General features: G+C 49.4%; 22 protein-coding genes. 3 read left to right on the forward strand and 19 right to left on the reverse strand.

Annotated elements, in window-relative coordinates:
- Positions 1–8 precede the first annotated feature (8 nt).
- The 17 genes from ACO0LH_RS21405 to rpsB all read right to left on the reverse strand — a co-directional run bounded on the left by ACO0LH_RS21405 (position 9) and on the right by rpsB (position 17,728).
- Positions 9–1,742, reverse strand: a complete 1,734-nt coding sequence (locus ACO0LH_RS21405; RefSeq protein WP_422943165.1) for an ABC transporter permease — start codon at positions 1,740–1,742, stop codon at positions 9–11.
- Positions 1,743–2,129: 387 nt separating this feature from the next.
- On the reverse strand, positions 2,130–2,816 hold the full coding sequence (locus ACO0LH_RS21410; protein WP_422943166.1) for an ankyrin repeat domain-containing protein: 687 nt from the start codon (positions 2,814–2,816) through the stop codon (positions 2,130–2,132).
- 20 nt (positions 2,817–2,836) lie between these two features.
- Positions 2,837–3,616, reverse strand: a complete 780-nt coding sequence (locus ACO0LH_RS21415; protein WP_422943167.1) for a TatD family hydrolase — start codon at positions 3,614–3,616, stop codon at positions 2,837–2,839.
- 89 nt (positions 3,617–3,705) lie between these two features.
- Positions 3,706–4,866, reverse strand: coding sequence for a lipid-A-disaccharide synthase (lpxB, locus tag ACO0LH_RS21420; protein WP_422943287.1), 1,161 nt, complete (start codon positions 4,864–4,866; stop codon positions 3,706–3,708).
- Positions 4,867–5,658, reverse strand: coding sequence for an acyl-ACP--UDP-N-acetylglucosamine O-acyltransferase (gene lpxA, locus ACO0LH_RS21425; protein ID WP_422943288.1), 792 nt, complete (start codon positions 5,656–5,658; stop codon positions 4,867–4,869).
- A complete protein-coding gene (gene fabZ, locus ACO0LH_RS21430; RefSeq protein WP_422943168.1) occupies positions 5,655–6,116 on the reverse strand; it encodes a 3-hydroxyacyl-ACP dehydratase FabZ in 462 nt (153 codons plus the stop codon). The genes lpxA and fabZ overlap by 4 nt, the downstream gene beginning before the upstream one ends.
- A complete protein-coding gene (lpxD, locus tag ACO0LH_RS21435) occupies positions 6,109–7,170 on the reverse strand; it encodes a UDP-3-O-(3-hydroxymyristoyl)glucosamine N-acyltransferase (RefSeq protein ID WP_422943169.1) in 1,062 nt (353 codons plus the stop codon). Before lpxD ends, fabZ begins: the two co-directional genes overlap by 8 nt.
- Before the next feature lie 5 nt (positions 7,171–7,175).
- Positions 7,176–7,652: an OmpH family outer membrane protein gene (locus ACO0LH_RS21440; RefSeq protein ID WP_422943289.1), complete on the reverse strand. Its 477-nt coding sequence runs from the start codon at positions 7,650–7,652 to the stop codon at positions 7,176–7,178.
- A gap of 91 nt (positions 7,653–7,743) precedes the next feature.
- Positions 7,744–10,092, reverse strand: coding sequence for an outer membrane protein assembly factor BamA (gene bamA, locus ACO0LH_RS21445; RefSeq protein WP_422943170.1), 2,349 nt, complete (start codon positions 10,090–10,092; stop codon positions 7,744–7,746).
- 69 nt (positions 10,093–10,161) lie between these two features.
- Entirely contained in the window at positions 10,162–11,535 is a 1,374-nt protein-coding gene (rseP, locus tag ACO0LH_RS21450) for an RIP metalloprotease RseP (protein ID WP_422943171.1), read from the reverse strand.
- The gene (gene ispC, locus ACO0LH_RS21455; protein WP_422943172.1) at positions 11,532–12,716 is read right to left on the reverse strand and encodes a 1-deoxy-D-xylulose-5-phosphate reductoisomerase; all 1,185 of its coding nucleotides are present in this window, start codon (positions 12,714–12,716) and stop codon (positions 11,532–11,534) included. The genes rseP and ispC overlap by 4 nt, the downstream gene beginning before the upstream one ends.
- Before the next feature lie 2 nt (positions 12,717–12,718).
- On the reverse strand, positions 12,719–13,537 hold the full coding sequence (locus ACO0LH_RS21460) for a phosphatidate cytidylyltransferase (RefSeq protein WP_422943173.1): 819 nt from the start codon (positions 13,535–13,537) through the stop codon (positions 12,719–12,721).
- The gene (locus tag ACO0LH_RS21465; protein ID WP_422943174.1) at positions 13,537–14,316 is read right to left on the reverse strand and encodes an isoprenyl transferase; all 780 of its coding nucleotides are present in this window, start codon (positions 14,314–14,316) and stop codon (positions 13,537–13,539) included. Before ACO0LH_RS21465 ends, ACO0LH_RS21460 begins: the two co-directional genes overlap by 1 nt.
- Before the next feature lie 34 nt (positions 14,317–14,350).
- Entirely contained in the window at positions 14,351–14,911 is a 561-nt protein-coding gene (gene frr / locus ACO0LH_RS21470; protein ID WP_422943175.1) for a ribosome recycling factor, read from the reverse strand.
- Positions 14,912–14,995: 84 nt separating this feature from the next.
- Positions 14,996–15,712, reverse strand: a complete 717-nt coding sequence (pyrH, locus tag ACO0LH_RS21475; protein WP_422943176.1) for a UMP kinase — start codon at positions 15,710–15,712, stop codon at positions 14,996–14,998.
- Between the two features lie 250 nt (positions 15,713–15,962).
- Positions 15,963–16,844, reverse strand: coding sequence for a translation elongation factor Ts (tsf, locus tag ACO0LH_RS21480; RefSeq protein WP_186951391.1), 882 nt, complete (start codon positions 16,842–16,844; stop codon positions 15,963–15,965).
- A gap of 137 nt (positions 16,845–16,981) precedes the next feature.
- Positions 16,982–17,728 carry a 30S ribosomal protein S2 gene (gene rpsB, locus ACO0LH_RS21485; protein ID WP_422943290.1) on the reverse strand — a complete coding sequence of 249 codons (747 nt, stop codon included), beginning with the start codon at positions 17,726–17,728 and terminating at the stop codon, positions 16,982–16,984.
- A 205-nt stretch (positions 17,729–17,933) separates the two neighbouring features.
- Here rpsB and map point away from each other — a divergent pair, with 205 nt between their 5' ends.
- The 3 genes from map to ACO0LH_RS21500 all read left to right on the forward strand — a co-directional run bounded on the left by map (position 17,934) and on the right by ACO0LH_RS21500 (position 22,224).
- Positions 17,934–18,845 carry a type I methionyl aminopeptidase gene (gene map, locus ACO0LH_RS21490; RefSeq protein ID WP_422943177.1) on the forward strand — a complete coding sequence of 304 codons (912 nt, stop codon included), beginning with the start codon at positions 17,934–17,936 and terminating at the stop codon, positions 18,843–18,845.
- A gap of 13 nt (positions 18,846–18,858) precedes the next feature.
- The gene (locus ACO0LH_RS21495; RefSeq protein WP_422943178.1) at positions 18,859–21,411 is read left to right on the forward strand and encodes a [protein-PII] uridylyltransferase; all 2,553 of its coding nucleotides are present in this window, start codon (positions 18,859–18,861) and stop codon (positions 21,409–21,411) included.
- 66 nt (positions 21,412–21,477) lie between these two features.
- Positions 21,478–22,224: a pseudouridine synthase gene (locus ACO0LH_RS21500; protein WP_422943179.1), complete on the forward strand. Its 747-nt coding sequence runs from the start codon at positions 21,478–21,480 to the stop codon at positions 22,222–22,224.
- Positions 22,225–22,328: 104 nt separating this feature from the next.
- On the opposite strand, the gene def is transcribed toward ACO0LH_RS21500, so the two are convergent.
- Complete coding sequence (def, locus tag ACO0LH_RS21505; RefSeq protein WP_422943180.1) at positions 22,329–22,862, reverse strand: peptide deformylase; 534 nt, start codon at positions 22,860–22,862, stop codon at positions 22,329–22,331.
- 78 nt (positions 22,863–22,940) lie between these two features.
- Positions 22,941–23,816 carry a UTP--glucose-1-phosphate uridylyltransferase GalU gene (gene galU / locus ACO0LH_RS21510; protein WP_422943181.1) on the reverse strand — a complete coding sequence of 292 codons (876 nt, stop codon included), beginning with the start codon at positions 23,814–23,816 and terminating at the stop codon, positions 22,941–22,943.

Here is a 23,816-nt window from a genome sequence, read left to right on the forward strand (position 1 = left end):
TACCATGCTTAATTGGTATGATCTTCCGCCAGCAAATACAATTTGCGCCAGAAAAAACGGTTCAGCAACATCACAAAAACGCACATGACGCCGATACCCAAAGCGATACGGTGAAAGTCGCCTGCTTCAGTCATCTGCTTGATATAACTACCCAGGCCATCAGCAATCAGCGTGGTTTTACCCCAGGTCACATATTCGGCAACGATGCTGGCATTCCATGAGCCACCACTGGCGGTGATCGCACCGGTGATATAGCTGGGGAAGACCGCTGGCAAATACACACGCTTCCATTTCAGCCAACCTTTTAAACCCAGGTTATCTGCTGCCAGACGCAATTCATTTGGTATCGTGGCAGCACCTGCCACCACATTGAACAAGATATACCACTGCGTGCCAAACACCATCAAAGGGCTTAACCAGATATTGGGAGTCAGATTGAACGTGACCATGGCAAATACAACCAGTGGAAACATCAGGTTAACCGGGAAAGCCGCTAAAAATTGCGCGATGGCCTGTACCTTTTGCGAATATTGTGGTCGTAAGCCTATCCACACAGCCACCGGCACCCATACCAGCGAAGCAAGCGCAATCAGAAGCATCACGCGCACCAGGGTAATCAGGCCCAGGCCGGTAACATGCAAAACCTCACCCCAGCCAACATTGCTATGGATGAAGCTGCCCAGACGGTACATGGCAAATACCGCAGCCAGAATGACGAGCACATCCCAGACCTTCGACCAGGCCGGATGCAGGAAGCGTTTTGGCCCACGTTCTGAGGTGCCATCTCCACGTACACTGAACCAGGATAAACCGCGACCAAGGAAAGTCCACAATCTTGCTGCCCATTCCCTGAACCAGCGACTATTGCGCATCCAGTCCAGCAACCAGGATTGCTGTGCCGTGTCACCTTGCGATTCTTCAAAACGGAATTTATCTGCCCAGGCTAATAAGGGGCGGAAGAACAACTGGTCATAAAGCAGGATACCAATCAGCATGGCAGCAATCGCCCAGGCAATTGCCACGCCATTACGCGCCTCAATTGCCACGGCAATGTAGGAACCGATGCCCGGCAGCTTGATGTCTTGTCCCGCCACAGAAATGGCTTCCGCCGCCACCAGGAAGAACCAGCCGCCAGACATCGACATCATCATATTCCACAGCAGACCGGGCATGGCGAAGGGTAATTCAAGGCGCCAGAAACGCTGCCAGCCCGACAGTCTGAAAATCTGTGCCGCTTCCTGCAATTCCGCTGGTACATTGCGTATAGACTGATACAGGCTGAATGCCATGTTCCAGGCTTGCGATGTAAAAATCGCAAATACTGCTGCGCATTCCACACCCAGTAAATTACCAGGGAACAGCGCAATAAACGGCGCTATTGCAATCGCCTGGAAACCAAGAATGGGCACGGATTGCAAGATATCCAGCGCCGGTATCATGATTTTCTCCGCCGCCGCATATTTGGCGGCAATCGCCGCAAACAAGAGACTGAACAACAATGAGAAAGCCAGCGCGGTGAACATGCGCAAAATGGTACGCAAGAGGTAATACGGCAGGTACAGCGGTTCCAGCGAAATCTGCAAAGTCTCGCCGACAGAAAAAGGACGACTCATCTGCATCGCGGCAAAAGCAAAAATTCCCAATACCGCCAGAACCAGGGGCAATAATGCCCAGTCCCAGCGATTTGGGCCCTTGCTTTCAGCGACGGTATCGTGTGACTGAAGACGGAACAATTCAAACATGCATACCCCTCATGTCGGTCTTACCGGTTTTGTCAGTCTTAAAAGTGCAAGAAATAAATGACATACTACCTCTCCTGTCATCAACAGGATGACAAAGATCAGATACGTGAGGGCAGAAAATGCTATTGTCAGCCGCAGGCTAGCCAACTTCAGTTGTAGCCTTACACGTAAATCAATAAATTGGGTAAGTAGGAGGAGCAGCACGCTGGCTGCGGGAGACTACTACCCGCCAAAAATGGCAAGGTAGCAAGAGGATTTCTGTGCTTACATTGCCATGTTGAATGAAGATCGACAACTATAACTGTCCACAGAATGTGCTCCAAAAATGAGATGCGCGAACTTTAACATAGACTGAGTTTTGCAGGCAAGATATTGCAAAGCAAAATCTTATTTTTTGACGACTTTCATGCGCTCTGTCAGCAGTGCTGCAATTTCTCTTTGCTCCGCCTCTTTCGCAAAATCGAGGGCTGTCAATCCAAGGTCATTTTTCAAATGCGGATCAGCACCTTCATCCAGTAATAAAGCAATCGTATCAAGGCTGCCAGAACGTGTCGCGATCATCAATGGTGTGGTTTTATTTGGCGACTCGGTATCGATGTAGGCAGACTTTTCCAGCAACAGTGCGACTATATCTTTGCTGCCGCTGGCAGCTGCGTAATGCAAGGCTGTCCAGCCCGGCTGGTTAATTTCTGCGCCGCGTTCAATCAGGGCTTTTACCGCAGGCAGATTATTCAGGTAACTGGCCAGCATCAGGGCAGTATCGCCATTGGTGGCACGCGCTTCCAGCTTGATATCTTCATGCGCGAGCAGCACATTGAACACTTTCATGGATTTTTCACGCAATGCAATCATCAATACGGTTTCGCCACGCACGGCTTCGACGGAATTGACATCAACACCTTTTACCAGCAACTCTTTGACATCCCTGGCATTATCAAATTTGACGGCAAACAAAAAATCATCATAGGTATTTGCGCTGGCAAATGGCGATGAAATCAATAGCAGTAAAACAGCAAGGCCGCAGAGATAATTGACAAAACGCAGCTTGCGGTCACAAAGCAGAATAACTGGCATGAACATTGGCATGTAAGCCTTCAATGGGCGAATTGGAAAAGCCTGAAAAAATTCTCTGTTGTGGCAGTTTGCACATCCTTTACTGAGACGCCCTTCAAATCGGCCAGAAATTCACCGACATGCCTCACAAAGCCAGGCTCGTTCATCTTGCCACGATGTGGTGCAGGGGCAAGGTAAGGAGAATCCGTTTCAATCAGGATACGCTCAAGCGGTATCGCTTTGGCTACCGCCTGTAAGTCTCTGGCACTCTTGAACGTCAGTATGCCTGAGAAAGAGATATAAAAACCAAGATCAACCGCAGCTAAAGCAACCTCCAGTGATTCGGTAAAACAATGCATGACACCAGCAACGCCGCCCTGATCAACACCTGCACCCTCCTCCTTCAAAATACGGATAGTATCTCCGGCTGCCGCCCTGGTATGGATAATCAAAGGCTTGCGGCACAGGCGTGAAGCACGGATATGCTGCCTGAAGCGTTCGCGCTGCCATTCCAGGTCCCCTTTGAGACGGAAATAGTCAAGGCCAGTTTCGCCTATGGCAATGATTTTTTCATGATCAGCCAACCTGACCAGCTGCTCTGCACTGGGCTCTTCGGTTTCTTCATAATCAGGATGCACGCCCACTGAAGCATAAATGTGGGGATATTGTTCCGCCAAAGCCAGGACTTGAGGAAAGTCTGGCAAATCCACGGAAACGCAGAGTGCATGGCTAACACCATTCTCTTGCATTTTGCTCAGTATTTCTGGCAAGCGGATGGCTAATTCAGGAAAATTAATATGGCAGTGAGAATCAACGTACATGCTAAGGCAATCTAAAGGGAAGTTTTCCTGATCGCGCAGTAAACCAGCGATCAGGTGACATCAGGCCGCACCAGTCAAAAAACGGAAGCTCAGCGCGCAGAAATCAATTGTAATACGGCTTGGGCAGAGACGTTGGCCGTGTCACGCAACAGCGAATGATGCATGTCGATAAAGCGCTGTCTGAGCCTGTCTTGTAGAGCCGTATCGTTTAATTGCTGCCAGATGGCATCAGCCATGGCTTCGGGCCTGGCTGCCGACTGCAAAAATTCGGGAACCAGAAATTCACGTGCCAGGATATTTGGCAAGCCTATCCACGGCTGGTAGCCCATATGGCGCAAAATTTGCCATGAGGCTTCCATCATCTTGTAAGCGATAACCATAGGCTTCTTGAACAAGGCAACTTCCAGCGAAGCGGTACCGGAAGCAACCAGTACCGCGTCAGCCGCAGCAATCGCCAGATGGGAGCGGCCATCAATCAGCAATACGGGTACACCATCGAGTTTGGCATCCACCACCAGTTTGATGTAATAGCTACGCTGCTTTTCACCAGCCATGGGGACAACGATCTGCAAATGCGGATCGCGCTGGCAAAGAATTCTGGCTGTCTGGATAAAGGCTTCGGTATTGTATTTAAGTTCTGACATGCGGCTGCCAGGCAGGATAGTCACGACTTTTGCAGCCTGATCCAGCCCAAGTTCATCCCGTGCCGCCACCATGTCTGGCGCCATGGGGATCACCTGCGCCAGCGGATGACCAACATAGGTAGCCGGGATACCGGCTTCGCGATAAATCGCCTCTTCAAACGGAAACACCACCAACATATGCGAAACGGCTTCAGCAATTTTTTTAATGCGCCCGCCACGCCAGGCCCAGATGGAGGGGCTGATGTAATGCATGGTCGGAATACCTGCACGCTTTAACTGGATTTCAAGGTCAAGATTGAAATCAGGTGCATCGACACCGATGAAGACATCCGGCTTTTCGTCAAGCAACTGCTGCCGCAATTGCTTGCGTATACCGGAAATTTCGCGGTAATGTGCCAGCACTTCAAACAGGCCACGTACAGACAGTTTATCCATAGGCCAGTCATTGACAAAGCCATATTCAGCCATCCTGGGGCCACCGATGCCATGCATATGCGCATCAGGCAAAGACTGGCGCAAGCCGGACAGCAGGCGGTTGGCCAGCATGTCGCCGGAAGTTTCTCCAGCCACCATGGCAATAATCGGTCGATTTGTCACGGTGCCAATTTAACGAACAATGCCGCGCGATGCTGCGTCGAGAAAATCACGCATCAAATGGACGTTCGCCGTCTCATCAACTGGCAAATCTGCCAATTGCTGATCCAGTGCCTGTTTGGCCTCTTCCAGCGTCAAACCGGATTTGTAAATCAATTTATAGGACTGGCGTATTGCCGAAATCTGTTCACGACTAAAGCCGCGACGCTTCAGGCCTTCCACATTGATGCCGTGGGCTGCTGCCGGATTGCCGTTCAGCATGACAAACGGTGGCACATCCTGCAACAGGGATGTACCCATGCCGCACATGGCGTGCGGGCCGACTTTGCAGAACTGGTGAATATTGGTGAAACCTCCCAAAATCACCCAGTCACCGACATGCACATGCCCGGCCAGTGCCGCGTTATTGGCGAAAATGACGTTATTGCCAACCTGACAATCATGCGCCAGATGGACGTAGGCCATAATCCAGTTGTCATTGCCCAGGCGGGTCACGCCATTGTCCTGCACCGTCCCCAGATTGAAGGTACAAAACTCGCGTATCACATTATTGTTACCAATTTCCAGACGCGTAGGTTCACCGGCATATTTTTTGTCCTGTGGTGCAGCACCTATCGATGAAAACTGATACAGCGTATTGTTACGCCCTATCGTCGTATGACCTTCGATAACAACATGCGGGCCGATCTTGGTACCGGCATCAATCGACACATTGGGGCCGATGATGCTATACGCACCAACTTCAACACTACTATCGAGTTTCGCGCTGGCATCAACCAGAGCAGTCGGGTGAATAAGCATTATGCCTCCCTGGCTTCATCTTTCGTACGCATGGTGCACATCAACTCGCCTTCGACAGCCAGTTGACCATCCACCGTTGCTTTTGCCTTGTATTTCCAGATGCCACGCGCGACCTTGATGATTTCAACTTCCATCTTCAACTGGTCACCAGGTTCAACCGGGCGCTTGAAACGCGCACCGTCAATACCCAGAAAATAAACAATGGTATTTTCATCCGGCTTTTGTCCCATGGTCAGAAATGACAGTATGGCCGCAGTCTGCGCCATCGCTTCTATCATCAGCACGCCAGGCATGACCGGCTTATTCGGGAAATGGCCATTAAAAAACTCTTCATTGGCGGTCACATTCTTGATGGCGACAATGCTTTTACCCAACTCCCAGTCAAGCACGCGATCGACCAGCAACATCGGGTAGCGATGCGGCAAATATTCTTTAATTTGATTTATGTTGAGACTATTCATGATCTTTTTCAGTCAATGTTTTAATTGTTTTTTCAAGGTAGCGAATTTTTTCACGCATGCCAGACAAATTGCGCACGATAGCCGCAGTTTTTTCCCAATCGGCATTTTTGGCGAGCGGATAGAAGCCCGTATATTGCCCAGGTTCCAGTATGGAACGCGATACCATGCTGGCGGAAGAAATATGCACATTATCAACGATGGTCAGGTGACCCAGCACCATGGCGGCACCACCAAACGTACAATACTTGCCGATTTTGGCACTGCCTGCCACCCCTACGCAGCCTGCCATGGCAGTATGTGCGCCGATATGGCAGTTATGCCCTATCTGTATCTGGTTATCGAGCTTTACGCCGTCTTCAATAATCGTATCTGCCAGTGCACCGCGGTCTACGCTGGTATTGGCACCGATTTCCACGTCATCACCAATCACCACCCTGCCCGTTTGCGGGATTTTGATCCATTGGCCTTTTTCATTGGCAAAGCCAAAACCATCGGCACCTATCACGGCACCAGAATGAATAATGCAATGCCGACCAAGAACACAATAATCGTAAATGCTGGCATTGGCATGTATCAGGCTATGGTCACCGATACTGACACCCCGCCCAATTACAGCACCCGCCTTGATGACGACATGCTCACCAATTACCGCTTCAGCGTCTATGCTGACGTTAGGACCAATACTGGCTGTAGCGGCAATCACCGCCTGCGGGCTGACCCACGCACTTGGATGCACGCCCGCCTCGGCGGGAATGGCATTGATGGCGGCAAAATGCTGGGCTGCGCGGGCAAAATAGACATACGGGCTGGCGGCAACAATACAGGCGCCAGCATAGTCTTTGCCGATTTGCTCAAAGTCTGCCTTAGTCAATATGACAGCCGCAGCACGGCTGGCAGCAAGCTGATGACGTAATTTGGGATTGGATAAGAATGTGATGTGCTGTTCGCTGGCTTCGCTCAGGGGCGCAATACCAATCACAGCAACATCCGGTGAACCGATCAACTGACCACCGAAGCGATCGACCAATTCACCCAGCCGAATGCTCGTGGTCATAGGAATTATTTGGAAAGCGCTTTCAAAACTTTGTCAGTAATATCGATGCGCGGATTGGAATACACGACGTCTTGCAAGACAACATCAATTTTCTCGGCTTCAGCGATTTGCTTGATAGCTTTTTGCGCACGTTCAACCAGGGCTGCAATTTCTTCATTTTGACGCTGGCTCAGGTCTTCATTGAAAATACGCTGTTTGCGCTTGAAGTCCTGATCCAGTTCAGTAATTTCACGCTGGCGCTTGATACGGTCAGACTCTGACAGAACTGGTGCATCTTTATCCAGTTTTTCAGCCATGGCCTTGATCTTTTTCGCCAGATTTTCCAGTTCTTCGCCGCGTTTGGAGAATTCTACCTTCAGTTTTGCTTCAGCAGCTTTTGCCGGTACCGACTCACGGATGACCCTTTGAGAGTCAAAAATCGCAATTCTGGACTCTTGTGCCTGGGCCTGAGCAACGCTGAAAACGCAAGCCGCACAAACCATCAAGCGTTGCAACAATTTGGTCGGGGTAGTATGTTGACTCAAAATAATCTCCGTAACACGTACTAAAACAAATAAGGGCACTATAGCAAAATCAGAACCCGGTTCCCATCTGGAACTGGAATGCCTGTTTCTTGTCTTCCGGTTTGGCATTGAGTGCCTTGCCGAAGCTCAATTTCAATGGGCCAACTGGTGATATCCAGCTTATACCTATACCCGCTGAAAAGCGCAAATCTTTGGCACGAACTTTTTGTCCTTCGTCAAACACATTGCCGCCATCCACGAAAGTGAACCAGCGTAGCGATTTGTCGGCTCCCGGGAAAGGAATCTGTAATTCTACATTACCCAGCAATCTTGTCGCACCACCCAGCGCATCACCATTAGGATCCTTGGTTCCCAAAGAAGAAGGCTCATAGCCACGTACAGAACCGATACCACCTGCATAGAAGTTCTTGAACAAGGGGTAAGGCTTGCCACCCAGACCGTGACCATAGTCAAACTCACCATTCAAGGCGAGGACAACAGAACGATAAACAGGCTGGAACAATTGGGCATTATAAATCGCGCGGTAATACTTGAAGCTACCTACGGCAGACAATTCCAGATTGGCACGCTGATAACGACCGATTGTCGGGGTCAGCACGCTATCGCGACTATCTCTTTGCCATGCGGCAGTCAGTGGATAAGAATTGGTGACAGCTTCGCCAACACCATAGGCCACATCCAAACTATCCTTGGAGCCATTGCCATAGTCAGCAACATATTTCAGGTAGCGATAGGGGCTGCCAAAATAGGTTTCTACTTTGGTACGCTCAAAACCCAGACCAAAGAAGACAGTATCAACCTCAGAGAATGGTACGCCAAAACGCAAGGCACCACCTGTCGTCTGGATTTTATAATCGCCTATGCTACCGATAATAGGACGGGTCGTACGGATGTAGGCCTCGATATTGCGGCTGACACCATCATCGGTAAAATAAGGGTCGGTATGGGCAACGGCGATCGTACGATTCTGGCTACTGGTATTGATATCCAGGCCTATCGTATCACCACTACCAAATGCATTTGCCTGCTGGATAGAACCAGTCAGTGTCAATTTTTCAGCATTCGAATAACCAGCACCAAACAGCAGGTTACCTGTCGGTTTTTCAGTAACGGACAAATTCACGTCAACCTGATCAACACTGGTTGGCACTTCCGGTGTTTCTATCGTTACGTCCTTGAAATAACCAAGACGTTCTACGCGGTCACGTGAAGCCTTGATTTTCTCGCCGTCATACCAGGAACTTTCAAACTGACGGAATTCACGACGAATAACTTCATCACGGGTACGGGTATTGCCTGCCAGGTTGATACGGCGAACATAAACACGCTTGCCTGGATCGACAAAAATGGTAAATGCAACTTCTTTCTTTTCCTTGTCCAGCACAGGATTGGCATTCACATTGGCAAAGGCATAACCAAAATTACCCATACGCTCGGAAATACGCTTGGTGCTTTCCGTCAGACGTGCCGCATTGTAGATATTGCCTTTTCTGAGCAGCAACAATGACGCGAGTTCTTCTTCACGCCCCATGGTATCGCCTTCAAGCTTGATATCGGAAACAGTATACTTGTCGCCCTCTTCCAGATTGATGGTGATGTAAATGTCTTTTTTATCGGGGGTAATGGAAATCTGGGTAGACAGAATTTGCATTTCCAGATAACCACGGTTCTGGTAAAAAGAACGCAATGTTTCTATATCACCAGACAGTTTTTGCTTGGAATACTGATCTGCCTTGGTGTACCAGGTGAACCAGCCTGGTGTCGTCAAAGTCAGCAATTCACGGATTTCGCCATCTGAAAACGCTTTATTACCGATAATATTGATCTGTGCAATTTTTGCGACATCACCTTCGTCAACGGCAAAAGTCACATTGACACGATTGCGCTCTATCGGCGTGATCGTTGTGGTGATGTGCATGCCATACAAGCCTTTGGACAGGTACTGGCGTTTCAATTCCTGTTCTGCACGGTCAACGGTGGCTTTATCAAAAATGCGTGATTCACCCACGCCAATATCTTTGAGTGCCTTGACCAGGGCTTCTTTTTCAAATTCTTTGGTGCCCGTGAATTCCACACCGGCGATAGTAGGACGTTCTTCCAGCAAGACGACCAGCACACCATCCTGCACTTCAATCTGAACATCTTTAAAGAAACCTGTCGCATACAGGGATTTGATCGCAGTGGTACTTTTTGCGTCATCAAAAACCTCGCCAACCTTGACAGGCAAATAGCTAAATACAGTACCAGCCTCCGTCCGTTGCAAACCTTCTACGCGTATATCCTTGACGGTAAATGGCTCAACTGCGTATGCATTCCCGGTGCAGAGTGCAAACGCTGCCAAAGACAAGGCATGACGACGAAAATGGGCTAAAGTGAACTGCTCGATATGTAATTTCATTGGGTATAAATTTCTTTCAATACTCTCAATATTGCTATCTGAAATGAGTTTCTGTCATCAAGCCGACTATTATGACATTAGTCGGACGATGTCATTAAAAAAAGCTATTGCCATCATGGTCAATAGCAGAAAAACTCCGGCACGTTGCGCCATTTCGATGAAACGTTCTTGCAAAGGTTTCCCCGTCAAAACTTCCAGCGAATAATACAACAAATGCCCCCCATCCAAAACCGGGATGGGTAGCAAATTCATCACACCAAGGCTAATACTGATCAAAGCGATGAAACTTATATAACTTATTGGACTGGATCGCGATGTTTGCCCAGCATAATCTGCAATCGTCAATGGCCCGGTTATGTTCTTCCAGGAAATTTTTCCCACCAACATTTTGCCCAGCATCTTAAGACTAAAATAACTGGTGTCCCAGGTTTTTTCGACTGCCTTGCTAAAAGCACCCAAAGCTGAAGCCTGAACCAGGGTCATTTCAGAAGTCATGGGCTTTAACTTCACTTTCAACAAACCAACTGTATGACCATTCAAGTCTTGTGATACGGGAGTTACATCGACTTCAAATTCATTTTGTTTTCTTTGCACCAATAGCTTCAACGGCTTATTGGCGTTCGCGTTGACGACTTGCCTGAAATCAATAATGTCGAGCAATGGCCTGTGGTTTATTTCAAGTATGCGGTCCCCTGCCTGCAAACCAGCTTTCAACGCCGGACTATCTGCCTGAAGGTCTTCAAAAACGACTTCAGGGCTACCTGCCAGGTTAAATCCCAGGGCGTTAAAAAAATCACTTTCCAGCTCTTTATCACTTAAACGTTTCAACGGCAACTCAACCGACAATCGGGAAATGCTCCCAGACCTGTCAGGGTTGGCCCGTTCTACATCGACTAGTGGATTGGCATCTGACATACCCGCCTGTATCAGTTTCCACCTGACTTCTGACCAACTCTGCACCTTCTCATTATTCACCGCCGTGATCAAGTCTCCATGGCGCAACCCTGCCTGATAGGCAATGGACGCAGCAGAAGCCAGGCGTATCTTTGCTACAGGCTCAGGCACTCCATGCAAGAACAATGCCGCATACAGCACAATTGCCAACAGGAAATTTGCAATAGGGCCAGCTGCAACGATGGCAATGCGCTTCCATACTGATTGCCGGCAGAATTCTCTGGGCATATCTTCTGCGGCGATCTGGTCTGCACCAAGTTCACGCACATCCAGCATTTTGACGTAACCGCCAAGAGGCAACATGGAAATTGCCCATTCGGTCTGGTCTTTACCAAAACGCCGGGAATAAACAATCTTGCCCATGCCCAGAGAGAACCGCAGCACCTTGACACCGCACCAGCGTGCGACAAGATAGTGCCCAAGTTCATGTATGGTCACCAGGATACTCAGGGTCACCAGAAACGCCAGGGCATTTTGTAGCCAGATCATGACGGGATCATTGCCTCTGCAATTGCACGTGCCTCAGCATCTGAGGCGAGGATGCTTTCCAGATCCGGGGTTTCCGTCACTCTCATTTTATTCAAACTGCGCTCTATGATCTGATTGATCATGCGGAAGCCTATTCTTTTATCCAAAAATGCTTGGACAGCGACTTCATTACTTGCGTTCAATATTGTTGGCGCAGATTGACCTGTACGCAATGCTTCATAGGCCAGCCTCAGGCAAGGGAAGCGTTCCAGGTTTGGCGCTTCGAAATGCAGACTGGCCACCTTCAGCAAATCCAGTGGTGCGACACCGGAGTCTATACGCTCAGGATAGGCCAGACCATAGGCGATAGGTGTGCGCATATCCGGGTTGCCCAGCTGCGCCATGACAGAACCATCTGTATAAGACACCATGGAATGAATGACACTTTGCGGGTGGATGACGACATCAATCTGGTCGGCCGGCGTGGCAAACAGCCAATGCGCCTCGATTACTTCGAGACCCTTGTTCATCATGGTGGCAGAATCAACCGAAATCTTGCGCCCCATCACCCAGTTCGGATGCGCAACCGCCTGCTCAGGCGTGACATCTGTCAGCGTAGCGACATCACGGTGCAAAAATGGGCCGCCAGATGCGGTCAGCAGAATTTTATATATGCCGTGCCGCTCAGGATGACGGTCATAATTTCTGGGAAGACATTGAAAAATCGCGTTATGCTCGCTATCAATGGGCAGCAAAGCAGAACCACTGGCATGTATGGCATCAATAAATAATTGCCCTGACATGACCAATGCTTCTTTATTTGCCAGCAATACCTTCTTGCCTGCTTTTGCTGCCGCCAAAGAGGCTGGCAAACCAGCCGCGCCGACTATCGCTGCCATGACACTGTCACACTCGCTGGCCGCGGCAACCGCGCATAGCGCCTCTGGGCCATGCATGATCTGGATATGCGCCAATTGTTTTTGCTTCAGCAGGCCAGCCAGTTCATCCGCCGCAGCCGCACTGCCAACGACGACAACCCTGGGACTGAATTGCTGGCACTGTTCGGCCAGTTTTTTCACCTGACTATGGGCTGTCAGGGCAAAAATGCCATAGCGTTCTGGGTGTCTGGCGACCACGTCCAGCGTTGATACGCCGATTGATCCGGTAGCACCCAAAATGCAAAGTTGCTGTTTCTTCTGCATTTTTATCGCCACAAGTCCAGCAAGGCCGCCAAAGGCAAAACAGGGATCAGGGCATCAATCCTGTCGAGTACACCGCCATGCCCCGGCAATAAGTTACTACTATCTTTCACCCCTGCACGTCGCTTCAGGGATGATTCAAACAAATCCCCTACCACGCTGGCAGCAGTCAGCACAGTCATTGCTGCAACAAAAATCAGCCAGCCTTTTCTTGCCAATAACTGGGCAGTAAAGGTGTTTTGCAATGCTGGAACAAAACCGGTAGCGGCTGCTAACAGCAAAACACAAATCCAGCCGCCGATTGCCCCTTCCCAGGATTTGCCTGGGGAGATCTTTGGGGCCAGCTTGTGCTTGCCAAATGCCTTGCCTGAAAAATACGCGCAAATATCAGCAATCCAGACTATCGCCATGACAGAAAACAGGTACATCGGCGATTTTTGGAAAAACACAGCGATCGCAATAAAACAGGCAAAAATGCTGATGCCATACAGCGCACTCAGCATGCCGTTGGCAAAACTCTGCACATCGGGCAAGCCCCTGGCCATCGTGGGGAGCAGTCTGAACAACCAAAATGCAGTACAGAACGCGAACAGTAAGAGTTGCGAAAAACTATCCAGGTGGAAAAAGCAATACCCAAGCAATACCGACCAGATACCAGCCATCACCAAAGGCACTGGTTTTTTAAATACGCGCTGGCATTCCCACATTGCTGCGGCGAAAAATACCAGGGCAAGTACAGCAAAAGCGATGAAGGAAGCAGAATACAAAACCGGCAACAGTATCGCCAGAAGAACCAGAGCAGTTATTACGCGGGTTTTAAGCATCAATTGCTTTCTTGCGGATGGGATTGCTCGGATACTTGTGCACTGGTCCGGCCAAAGCGGCGCTCACGATTTTGGTACGAGAGTATTGCCACATCCAAAGCCGTAGCGTCGAAATCAGGCCAGAACGTGTCTGTGAAATAAAATTCACTATAAGCCAGTTGCCAGAGCAAGAAATTCGAAATACGCGTTTCACCACCCGTCCTGACAAACAGATCAGGCTCAGGCGCATAAGCCATTGAGAGATAAGAACTTAACTGGTCTTCGGTAATTTGCTGACCAGCTTTGCCCGCTTCACTCAAATGCTGCTGCAAGCGATTGGTCGCCTGTACGATATCCCAGCGCCCACCATAGTTAGCGCAAACGGTAACAGTAAGACCTTTATTATTGGCAGTTTTTGCTTCTGCCGCCACGATCATGGCCTGCAATTTGCTGTCAAACCGACTCAAATCGCCCACTACCTTCAGACGAATATCATTGGCATGCATTTTTGCCACTTCTTTTTCAAGTGCGGTCACAAACAAACGCATCAGCAAGGAAACTTCTTCAGCCGGGCGACGCCAGTTTTCAGAGCTGAAAGCAAACAGTGTCAGGTAAGAAACGCCACGCCTAGCGCAAGCTTCCACGATGCCCCTGACTGCTTCCACGCCCTTAGCATGACCAGCGACACGCGGTAAAAAACGCTTGGTTGCCCAGCGTCCGTTACCGTCCATAATGATTGCAATATGCTTAGGAATGGCGCCGACTGCCGGCACCTCCTTAGTGGAGCTTGTATGGGTCATGTAAATCCAGAATGTGTTGAAACGCGGGCGACGACTATACTGTCAACACTTCTTTTTCTTTTTCGGCCAACAACTTGTCTACTTCAGCAACAAACTTGTCGGTCAATTTTTGCACTTCATCCTGCGCACGACGCTCATCATCTTCCGAGCATTCTTTTTCTTTCAACATCTTTTTCAATGACTCGTTGGCATCGCGACGAATATTACGCACAGCAATCTTCGCATTTTCACCCTCGGTCTTGACCAGTTTGACCATTTCCTTGCGACGCTCTTCAGTCAGCGGTGGTGTTGGCACGCGAATCAACTCACCCTGAGAGGATGGATTCAAGCCCAGGTCTGCATCACGAATGGCTTTTTCAATCGCGCCCAGCATTTTCTTTTCCCAAGGCTGGACACCGATAGTGCGCGCGTCAATCAGCGTCACATTGGCAACCTGGGTAATATGGGTTGGCGTACCATAGTAGTCAACCTGTACATGATCCAGTATGCCAGTATGGGCACGGCCAGTACGTACTTTTGATAAATCGGCTTTCAAAGTCTCGATGGACTTTTGCATACGCTGATCAGAGTTCTTTTTAATATCTGCTACGCTCATCGCGCTCTCCTGTACAACATGACAAGTGCATCGTATCCTGCGACTGCCCTTGCCGAATTAATATGAAACAACCAAAGTGCAGGATTATACGTGCACTAATGTGCCTTCGTCTGCCCCCAGGATGACATTCTTTAATGCGCCCGGCTTGATAATGGAAAAGACCTTGATCGGCAGCTTCTGGTCGCGGCACAAAGCAAAGGCTGTCGCATCCATGACCTGCAGATGACGTGCAATTGCCTCATCAAACGAAATTGTCGTATAACGGGTAGCTGTCAGGTCTTTCTTTGGATCAGCAGTATAGACACCATCAACCTTGGTCGCCTTTAATACAATCTCAGCGCCAATTTCTGAACCACGCAGCGCTGCTGCTGTGTCCGTCGTAAAGAATGGATTGCCGGTACCAGCAGCAAACACGATCACTTTACCCTCTTCCAGGTATTGCAGAGCCTTGGGACGCACATAAGGCTCTACCACCTGGTCAATCGCAATCGCAGACATGACACGAGAGGTCAAGCCAACCTGACGCATGGCGTCAGACAGGGCCAGGGCATTCATGACAGTTGCCAGCATCCCCATATAGTCAGCCGTTGCCCTGTCCATGCCTTGCGCACCAGGCGCAACGCCACGGAAAATATTACCTCCACCGATAACGATCGCCAGTTCGACGCCCATTCTCGATACTTCTGCTACGTCGGCCACCATGCGCTCTATCGTTGCGCGGTTAATGCCGAAAGGATCATCGCCCATCAGGGCTTCGCCAGAGAGCTTCAAGAGCACACGCTTGTAAGCAGGTTTTGTCATGATAGGACTCCTTCTGGTAAGTTGATTAGTCTAAAAAATTTCATGTTTCATCAGAGCAGCTTTGATAAAGCTCTCTTGCTTTCCATTTGCCCTACAAACTATGCTTTTTCAACAATTCGCAAGGCAAATGAAACACTGATAGAGATATTTACACATGAATACCCGGACTTAAATACCTGGACACAAATACTTACAATCGCCAGGTTTAAAAAAACGGGCCTTTCGGCCCGTTTTTTATTATTTTGCCCGATTACGCTTGTTTCGCTGCGGCTACTTGCGCAGCCACTTCAGCGGCAAAATCATCTTGCTTCTTCTCAATGCCCTCACCAACAACAAACATGGTGAATGCCTTGACAGTGGTATTAACAGATTTCAACATCTGCTCAACAGTTTGCTTGTCGTTTTTAACGAAAGTCTGATTCAGCAAAGAAACTTCCTTCAGGAACTTCTGCACAGAACCTTCTACCATTTTTTCAACGATTTCAGCTGGCTTGCCAGACTCAGCCGCCTTCAAAGCAGCAACAGAACGTTCTTTTTCGATCAGATCAGCAGGAACCTGATCAGAAGACAAAGACACTGGTTTCATTGCAGCAATGTGCATCGCTACGTCTTTACCAACTTGCTCGTCCGCACCGTCAAATTCAACAACCACGCCGATACGTGTGCCGTGCAGGTAAGAAACCAGTTTGGCAGTTGTATCAAAGCGGACAAAACGACGGAAAGACATATTTTCGCCAATTTTGCCAACCAGAGCAGCACGCACTTCTTCTACTGTCTTGCCATCCAGTGGCAAGGCACCCAAAGCGGCGATATCCGCTGGGTTATGCTCAGCAATCAGCTTGGCACAAGTATTGGCCAGCGCCAGGAAATCATCATTCTTGGTCACGAAGTCTGTTTCGCAGTTAACTTCGATCAGGGAACCAACGTTACCAGCGATATGAGATGCAACAACGCCTTCTGCAGTAATACGGGAAGATGCCTTGGAGGCTTTGCTACCCAGTTTTACACGCAGAATCTCTTCCGCACGGTCCATATCGCCTTCTGCTTCTGTCAGCGCTTTTTTGCATTCCATCATCGGCGCGTCTGTTTTCGCGCGCAGTGCACCTACCAAAGCTGCTGTAATCGCCGCCATGTCATTCTCCTAGTTCAATGGTGTTTAAAGAAACACCGATATCAAATTTTGTTTAAAAAAAAGGGCGAACGACTGTTGCCCCATTTTTTCGTTCCAGGCCGCTATGGCGACCCGGAACTAAGTGCCAGAACAGGCAATTAAGCTTGCTCGACTTCTACAAACTCATCAGAACCTGGCTTAACAGCTTCCAAAACTTCATTAACTGCATTTGCACGGCCTTCGAGAATTGCATCAGCAACACCGCGAGCATACAAAGCAATCGCTTTGGAGGAGTCATCATTACCTGGAATGATGTAAGCAACACCTTCTGGGGAGTGGTTAGTATCAACCACGCCGATAACAGGGATACCCAGTTTCGCCGCTTCAGTAATAGCACCTTTATGGTAGCCAACGTCAACCACGAAAATTGCGTCAGGGATGCCGCCCATATCCTTGATACCACCGATGGATTTTTGCAGCTTGATCATTTCGCGCTGGAACATCAAACCTTCTTTTTTGGACAATTTTTCAACTGAACCATCTTCAATGGAAGCTTCCATGTCTTTCAGACGTTTGATCGATGTCTTGACTGTTTTGAAGTTAGTCAACATACCGCCCAACCAGCGCTGATCAACGAAAGGCATGCCAGCGCGTTGCGCTTCAGCTGCGATGATGTCGCGGGATTGACGTTTTGTACCTACCAGCAAAACTGTACCGCGGTTAGCGGACAATTGACGAATATACTTCATCCCTTCCTGGTACATAGCCAGGGTTTTTTCCAGGTTGACGATATGAATTTTGTTGCGATGGCCGAAAATATACGGTGCCATTTTTGGATTCCAAAAACGAGTTTGGTGACCAAAGTGCACGCCAGCTTCCAGCATTTCACGCATTGTTACAGACATAATAACTCCAGGGTTAGGTCTTGAATCCAGCCAGTGATCTTGACACTCACCTAATAATAAGGTTCGCACCGAAAGACACCCTTTTCGACCGGATTCGATTGATAAAATATTAATTAGCCAGTACCGCATTTCAATACATCTACAAGCTAACCATCTATTGTACTATGAAAATCAGGTTTTCCTCAAGCCCCTGGTTTAACAGCCAATGCGGTGCCGTCTTTCATGGACTATAATTCCGGTTCTGCAACATTCCGCAATTTTACTCAGCCTGGTTTTTCAAAGCCAAGGCAAACAGACAAGAAAACGTATGGAAGCTATTACTATCAAGACGCCGGAAGATATCGCCGGCATGCGCATCGCTGGCAAATTGGCATCTGAGGTGCTGGATTACATCACGCCCTTTGTCAAGGTAGGTGTTACTACCGGTGAACTTGACCGTCTATGCCACGAATATATGGTGAATGTGCAAGGCACCATCCCGGCACCGCTGAATTATTGCCCGCCTGGCTATACACCTTACCCGAAAGCCATCTGTACATCAGTGAACGATGTCATTTGCCATGGCATACCTGGCGACAAGGTGTTGAAAAATGGCGATGTCGTTAATCTGGATATCACAGTGATTAAAAATGGCTACCACGGCGATACCAGCCGCATGTTTTTCATAGGTGAACCCTCCATCCTTGCCAAGCGACTGAGCGATATCACCTATGAATGCATGTGGCTGGGTATCGCAAAAATCAAACCCGGTGCGCATCTTGGTGATATTGGCCATGTCATACAGCAGTATGCTGAAAAAGCTGGTTATAGCGTGGTACGCGAATTTTGCGGTCACGGCATAGGCAAGATTTTCCATGAGGCACCGCAAGTCATGCACTACGGCAAGCCGGGCACCATGGAAAAACTGGTTGCCGGCATGATTTTTACGGTTGAACCAATGATCAACGCCGGTCGTCGTGAAATTCGTGAAATGGGCGATGGCTGGACCATCAAAACCAAAGACCGCAGCCTGTCTGCCCAATGGGAGCATACCGTCCTGGTCACAGACACTGGTTATGAAGTGCTGACACTGTCGGCTGGCTACCCGCCGATTCCAGATTTCATCACCGCAGCCTGAAGCCAGCAGCGCAATGCAGACACCGGCACTTTCATTCAAGGAAGAATTAAAATCAGCCCAACTGATTGTCATTAATTCATTCAAGGAAAATCATAAGGCAGAACAATTACTGCATGATTTGTGCCGCAACGTCGATCAGGTACTCAGCAAAATCTGGCGTCATTTCGACTTCCCCAAAGAGGCGGCACTGGTCGCCGTCGGCGGTTATGGCCGCGGTGAACTGTTTCCCTACTCCGATGTCGATGTACTGATACTGTTACAGCAGCGGCCAGATGCCTTATTAAGGGAAAAGCTGGAAAAGCTGGTGCAGCTATTCTGGGATATCGGTCTTGATATTGGCCACAGCATACGCACTGTCGATGAATGCCTGCAAGAATCAGCAGCAGATATCACCGTGCAAACCAGCCTGCTCGAAGCGCGCCTGGTGACGGGCAGCCGCAAGCTGTTCAAAGACATGCAGCAGCAGTATGCAGAAGCAATAAATCCACAAAAGTTTTTCCAGGAAAAACTGCTGGAACTGCAACAGCGCCATGTCAAATATGAAGACACTCCCTACAGCCTGGAACCAAATTGCAAGGAAAGCCCGGGCGGGCTACGCGATTTGCAGGTCATACTTTGGGTAGCCAAGGCAGCCAACCTGGGCAATTCATGGCGCGAACTGGCTGAGCGCGGCCTGATCACAGATATAGAAGCCAGACAGTTGAAGCGCAATGAACGCGCCTTTAAAGATATACGCATACGTCTGCATATTTATGCAGGCAGACGTGAAGACAGGCTGATTTTTGATGTACAGACTGCGATTGCTGAAACCTTTGGTTTCAAGACCACCGAAGCAAGGCGCGCCAGCGAACACCTGATGCAGCGTTATTACTGGGCGGCCAAGGCGGTTACCCAGTTGAATACGGTGTTGTTGCAAAATATTGAAGCGGTATTATTTCCGCAGCCATCGGTGCCCCGCCCCATCAATGCACACTTCAATGAAGTCAATGGTTTCATTGATATTGCCAGGGATGATACTTTCGAATCTACGCCGTCGACCTTGCTGGAAGTATTTCTGGTGATGGCCAGGCATAGCGAATTAAAGGGCATGACCGCACGAACCTTGCGGGCACTGTGGCATGCCAGGTTGCTGATTGATGCAGAATTCAGGCATGACATTTTCAACCGTGCCCTGTTCCTGCAAATCCTGCAATCACCGCAGGGCATCACCCATGCGTTAAGGCGCATGAACCAGATGAGCATACTGGGCCGTTATCTGCCGAATTTTCGCCGCATCATAGGCCAGATGCAGCATGACCTGTTCCACGCCTACACAGTTGATCAGCATATCCTGATGGTAGTACGGAATTTGCGCCGCTTCACCATGCCCGAGCATGCGCATGAATATCCGTTTTGCAGCCAGTTGATGGCTAACTTCAATCAGCACTGGGTCTTGTATATTGCCGCCCTGTTTCACGACATCGCCAAAGGGCGTGGCGGTGATCACTCCCTGCTGGGCATGACAGACGCCAAGAAATTTTGCTATGACCACGGCCTGAGCCGCGCCAATACAGAACTGATAGTCTTTCTGGTGCAAAACCATCTGACGATGTCGCATGTGGCGCAAAAGCAAGACTTGTCCGACCCGGATGTGGTACAAAATTTTGCCAGTCTGGTCAAGGATGAACGCCACCTGACAGCCCTGTATTTACTGACAGTTGCCGATATTCGCGGCACCAGCCCCAAGGTGTGGAACGCCTGGAAAGGCAAACTGCTGGAAGACCTGTATCGCATGACCTTGCGTGTACTCGGCGGCGAAGCGCCCAGCAAAGACAGGGAATTAAAAAACCGCCAGGAAGAAGCCTTGAAAGCCTTACGCCTGTACGGCCTGGCACCTGACGCACATGAAAAATTCTGGCAGCAACTGGATGTCGCTTACTTTTTGCGTCATGACGCCTCGGATATCGCCTGGCAGACACGTTGCCTGCATGATCGCATCGACAGCCAGACGCCTGTCGTCAAATGCCGCCTGTCGCCTATCGGTGAAGGTCTGCAAGTTACAGTCTACGTCAAGGATCAGCCCGACCTGTTTGCCCGTATCTGTAATTATTTTGATGGCAAAAACTTTGGTATTCTCGATGCAAAAATCCATACCAGCCGTAGCGGGTATGCGCTCGATACATTTCTGGTGATAGAACCCGCTTTTGCCAATAATTATCGCGACATCATCAACCTGATAGAGCACGAACTGACAGAGATATTGACGCGGCAAACACCGTTGTCGCCACCTAACCGTGGTCGCCTGTCGCGCCTGTCACGCACCTTCCCTATCGTGCCAACAGTGGATTTGCGACCAGACGACCGTGGCCAGTATTATTTATTATCCATTTCCGCCAATGACAGAAATGGCTTGTTGTATGCAGTAGCAAATATTTTAACCAAATACAAAATCAATCTGCATACAGCAAAAATCATGACCCTGGGTGAGCGTGTCGAAGACGTGTTCATTGTTGATGGCGCAGCACTACAGGGTGCGCGCAGCCAGATTCAATTTGAAACCGATTTGCTTGATGCATTGCGCATCTGAATAATCTGAAAACCAGGCAAGCACACTTTATTGCGGATTAACCGCTACTTCTTATTTAATTGCATCATGACAGAACTGGTAAGACTCTCCAAACGCATGTCCGAACTTGGCCTTTGCTCCCGACGCGAGGCCGATGAATGGATCGCCCGTGGCTGGGTCAGGGTAGACGGTAAGGTTATCTCTGAACTTGGCAGCAAGGTGCTGCCGCATCAGCAAGTGACTGTCGAACGACAGGCCGCAGCAGAACAGTCCAAGCGCGTAACCGTGCTGATCAATAAACCGGTGGGTTATGTCAGCGGCCAGGCCGAAGATGGCTACACGCCGGCAATTGCGCTGGTAAAGCCGGAAAATCGCTGGGCAGAAGATGACGTAGACACGCAATTTCACCCCACCCAGTTGCGCAGCCTGGTGCCAGCGGGCCGCCTGGATATCGATTCCGTCGGCTTGCTGGTCTTGACACAGGATGGCCGCATCGCCAAACACCTGATCGGCGAAACCACGGTAGTCGAAAAAGAATACCTGGTACGTGTCGAATACAGCAAGTCTGGGCGTTTGCCAGAAGCTGATTTACGCAGGCTGAATCATGGCCTGAGCCTGGATGGCAAAAAATTATTGCCCGCCAAGGTAACATGGCAAAATGAGGATCAGCTAAAGTTTATCCTGCGTGAAGGCAAGAAACGCCAGATTCGCCGCATGTGCGACATGGTGGGGCTGAAAGTGCTGGGCTTGAAACGTGTACGCATAGGCAAAGTGAAGCTGGGTAATTTACCTGAAGGTCAATGGCGCTACCTGCGTGAAGATGAACAGTTCTGAAGCAAGCCAGAATACACATCCAGGCAAGCGATTACATCAGAAAAAACATCCGCAAGGTTTGCATCAAGTCAAAATGCAAACCTGCCGGTATTAATCGTCATCACTTAATCGTCATCATTCGGATCAAGTTCAGGAAACAGCACTTCAGTAAAACCAAATTGCGTGAGGTCGCGTATGCGCATTGGATACAGGATGCCGTTGAGGTGATCACATTCGTGCTGTACCACGCGCGCATGGAAGCCATCTACCTCGCGCGATATATGTTTGCCATACTGATCAAAGCCCTCATAGCGCAAGGCACTCCAGCGCGGCACCAGTCCACGCATGCCAGGTACTGACAGGCAACCTTCCCAGGCATCATCTGTCGCTTCGGACAAAGGTGTCAATACCGGATTGATCAACACCGTTTCCGGCACGACTGGTGCGTCAGGATAACGGGGATTGTTCTTGAAACCAAAAATGACCAGTTGCAGGTTGACCCCGATTTGTGGTGCCGCCAGGCCTGCGCCATTTGCAGCAATCATGGTCTCAAACATATCAGAGATCAGCTGATGCAGTTCTGGCGTGTCAAATACGGCAACTTGCTCGGCAACTCTCAACAAGCGGGCATCGCCCATTTTCAGGATAGGATGAATCATGGCGCAATGGTTAGTCGAAAATGGTTACAGGAAAAGCGCTGTGCGGTCAATGAATTGACCGCACAGGTACATATTGATTTATTTCAGCGATTGCAAATATTCAGAAAACTCGGCACTGGTTTCCTTGTGTTTCAGACCGAGGGCAACACTGGCTTTCAGATAACCAAGTTTTGAGCCGCAGTCATAGCGTGTTGCCGCAGGACGGAAAGCATATACCGGGAAATCCTTGAGCATTGCAGCAATACCATCGGTAAGCTGGATCTCGCCGCCCGAACCCTTGCCCAAGGTTTCCAGGTAAGAGAAAATCCGGCCAGACAGAATATAACGTCCAACCACTGCCAGCGTAGATGGCGCCACATCCGGCATTGGTTTTTCGACGATGCCCTGCACTCTTTCCAGGCGGTCTTTGTACGGCGTGCCGCTGACAATGCCGTATTGACGTGTAAATTCACGCGGCACATCCTGCACGGCTATGATACTGCCACCCTCTTCTTCATACTGGCGCGCCATTTGCGCCATGACAGAGGCTTGACCGGTGTCAGAGTCCATCAAATCATCTGCCAGCAATACCGCAAACGGATCATCGCCTATCACTGGACGGGCGCAAAGGACAGCGTGCCCCAGGCCCAATGCAGCCGTTTGACGGATGTAAATACAGTTGATGTTTTTGGGGATAACGTTCCTGACCAGATCAAGCAAAGCTTCTTTGCCAGCAGCCTCAAGTTCGCTTTCCAATTCATAGGCTTTATCGAAATGATCTTCAATCGCGCGTTTATTCCTGCCAGTGATGAACACCATTTCTGTAATACCGGCTTCTACAGCTTCTTCGACCGCATACTGAATCAAAGGTTTATCGACAATAGGCAACATTTCTTTTGGCTGTGCCTTGGTGGCCGGTAAAAAACGGCTACCCAAGCCCGCAACCGGGAATACAGCTTTTCTAATTTTTCTCAT

Source organism: Undibacterium sp. TJN19 (genome assembly GCF_049339485.1).
Lineage (GTDB): Bacteria > Pseudomonadota > Gammaproteobacteria > Burkholderiales > Burkholderiaceae_D > Undibacterium.

What these genes read in the sequence shown, in the direction of transcription:
- ACO0LH_RS21405 (WP_422943165.1), bottom strand. Translation starts at nt 1,742, where the DNA reads ATGTTTGAATTGTTCCGTCTTCAGTCACACGATACCGTCGCTGAAAGC.
- ACO0LH_RS21410 (WP_422943166.1), bottom strand. Translation starts at nt 2,816, where the DNA reads ATGCCAGTTATTCTGCTTTGTGACCGCAAGCTGCGTTTTGTCAATTAT.
- ACO0LH_RS21415 (WP_422943167.1), bottom strand. Translation starts at nt 3,616, where the DNA reads ATGTACGTTGATTCTCACTGCCATATTAATTTTCCTGAATTAGCCATC.
- fabZ (WP_422943168.1), bottom strand. Translation starts at nt 6,116, where the DNA reads ATGAATAGTCTCAACATAAATCAAATTAAAGAATATTTGCCGCATCGC.
- lpxD (WP_422943169.1), bottom strand. Translation starts at nt 7,170, where the DNA reads ATGACCACGAGCATTCGGCTGGGTGAATTGGTCGATCGCTTCGGTGGT.
- ACO0LH_RS21440 (WP_422943289.1), bottom strand. Translation starts at nt 7,652, where the DNA reads ATGGTTTGTGCGGCTTGCGTTTTCAGCGTTGCTCAGGCCCAGGCACAA.
- bamA (WP_422943170.1), bottom strand. Translation starts at nt 10,092, where the DNA reads ATGAAATTACATATCGAGCAGTTCACTTTAGCCCATTTTCGTCGTCAT.
- rseP (WP_422943171.1), bottom strand. Translation starts at nt 11,535, where the DNA reads ATGATCTGGCTACAAAATGCCCTGGCGTTTCTGGTGACCCTGAGTATC.
- ispC (WP_422943172.1), bottom strand. Translation starts at nt 12,716, where the DNA reads ATGCAGAAGAAACAGCAACTTTGCATTTTGGGTGCTACCGGATCAATC.
- ACO0LH_RS21460 (WP_422943173.1), bottom strand. Translation starts at nt 13,537, where the DNA reads ATGCTTAAAACCCGCGTAATAACTGCTCTGGTTCTTCTGGCGATACTG.
- ACO0LH_RS21465 (WP_422943174.1), bottom strand. Translation starts at nt 14,316, where the DNA reads ATGACCCATACAAGCTCCACTAAGGAGGTGCCGGCAGTCGGCGCCATT.
- frr (WP_422943175.1), bottom strand. Translation starts at nt 14,911, where the DNA reads ATGAGCGTAGCAGATATTAAAAAGAACTCTGATCAGCGTATGCAAAAG.
- pyrH (WP_422943176.1), bottom strand. Translation starts at nt 15,712, where the DNA reads ATGACAAAACCTGCTTACAAGCGTGTGCTCTTGAAGCTCTCTGGCGAA.
- tsf (WP_186951391.1), bottom strand. Translation starts at nt 16,844, where the DNA reads ATGGCGGCGATTACAGCAGCTTTGGTAGGTGCACTGCGCGCGAAAACA.
- rpsB (WP_422943290.1), bottom strand. Translation starts at nt 17,728, where the DNA reads ATGTCTGTAACAATGCGTGAAATGCTGGAAGCTGGCGTGCACTTTGGT.
- map (WP_422943177.1), top strand. Translation starts at nt 17,934, where the DNA reads ATGCGGTGCCGTCTTTCATGGACTATAATTCCGGTTCTGCAACATTCC.
- ACO0LH_RS21495 (WP_422943178.1), top strand. Translation starts at nt 18,859, where the DNA reads ATGCAGACACCGGCACTTTCATTCAAGGAAGAATTAAAATCAGCCCAA.
- ACO0LH_RS21500 (WP_422943179.1), top strand. Translation starts at nt 21,478, where the DNA reads ATGACAGAACTGGTAAGACTCTCCAAACGCATGTCCGAACTTGGCCTT.
- def (WP_422943180.1), bottom strand. Translation starts at nt 22,862, where the DNA reads ATGATTCATCCTATCCTGAAAATGGGCGATGCCCGCTTGTTGAGAGTT.
- galU (WP_422943181.1), bottom strand. Translation starts at nt 23,816, where the DNA reads ATGAGAAAAATTAGAAAAGCTGTATTCCCGGTTGCGGGCTTGGGTAGC.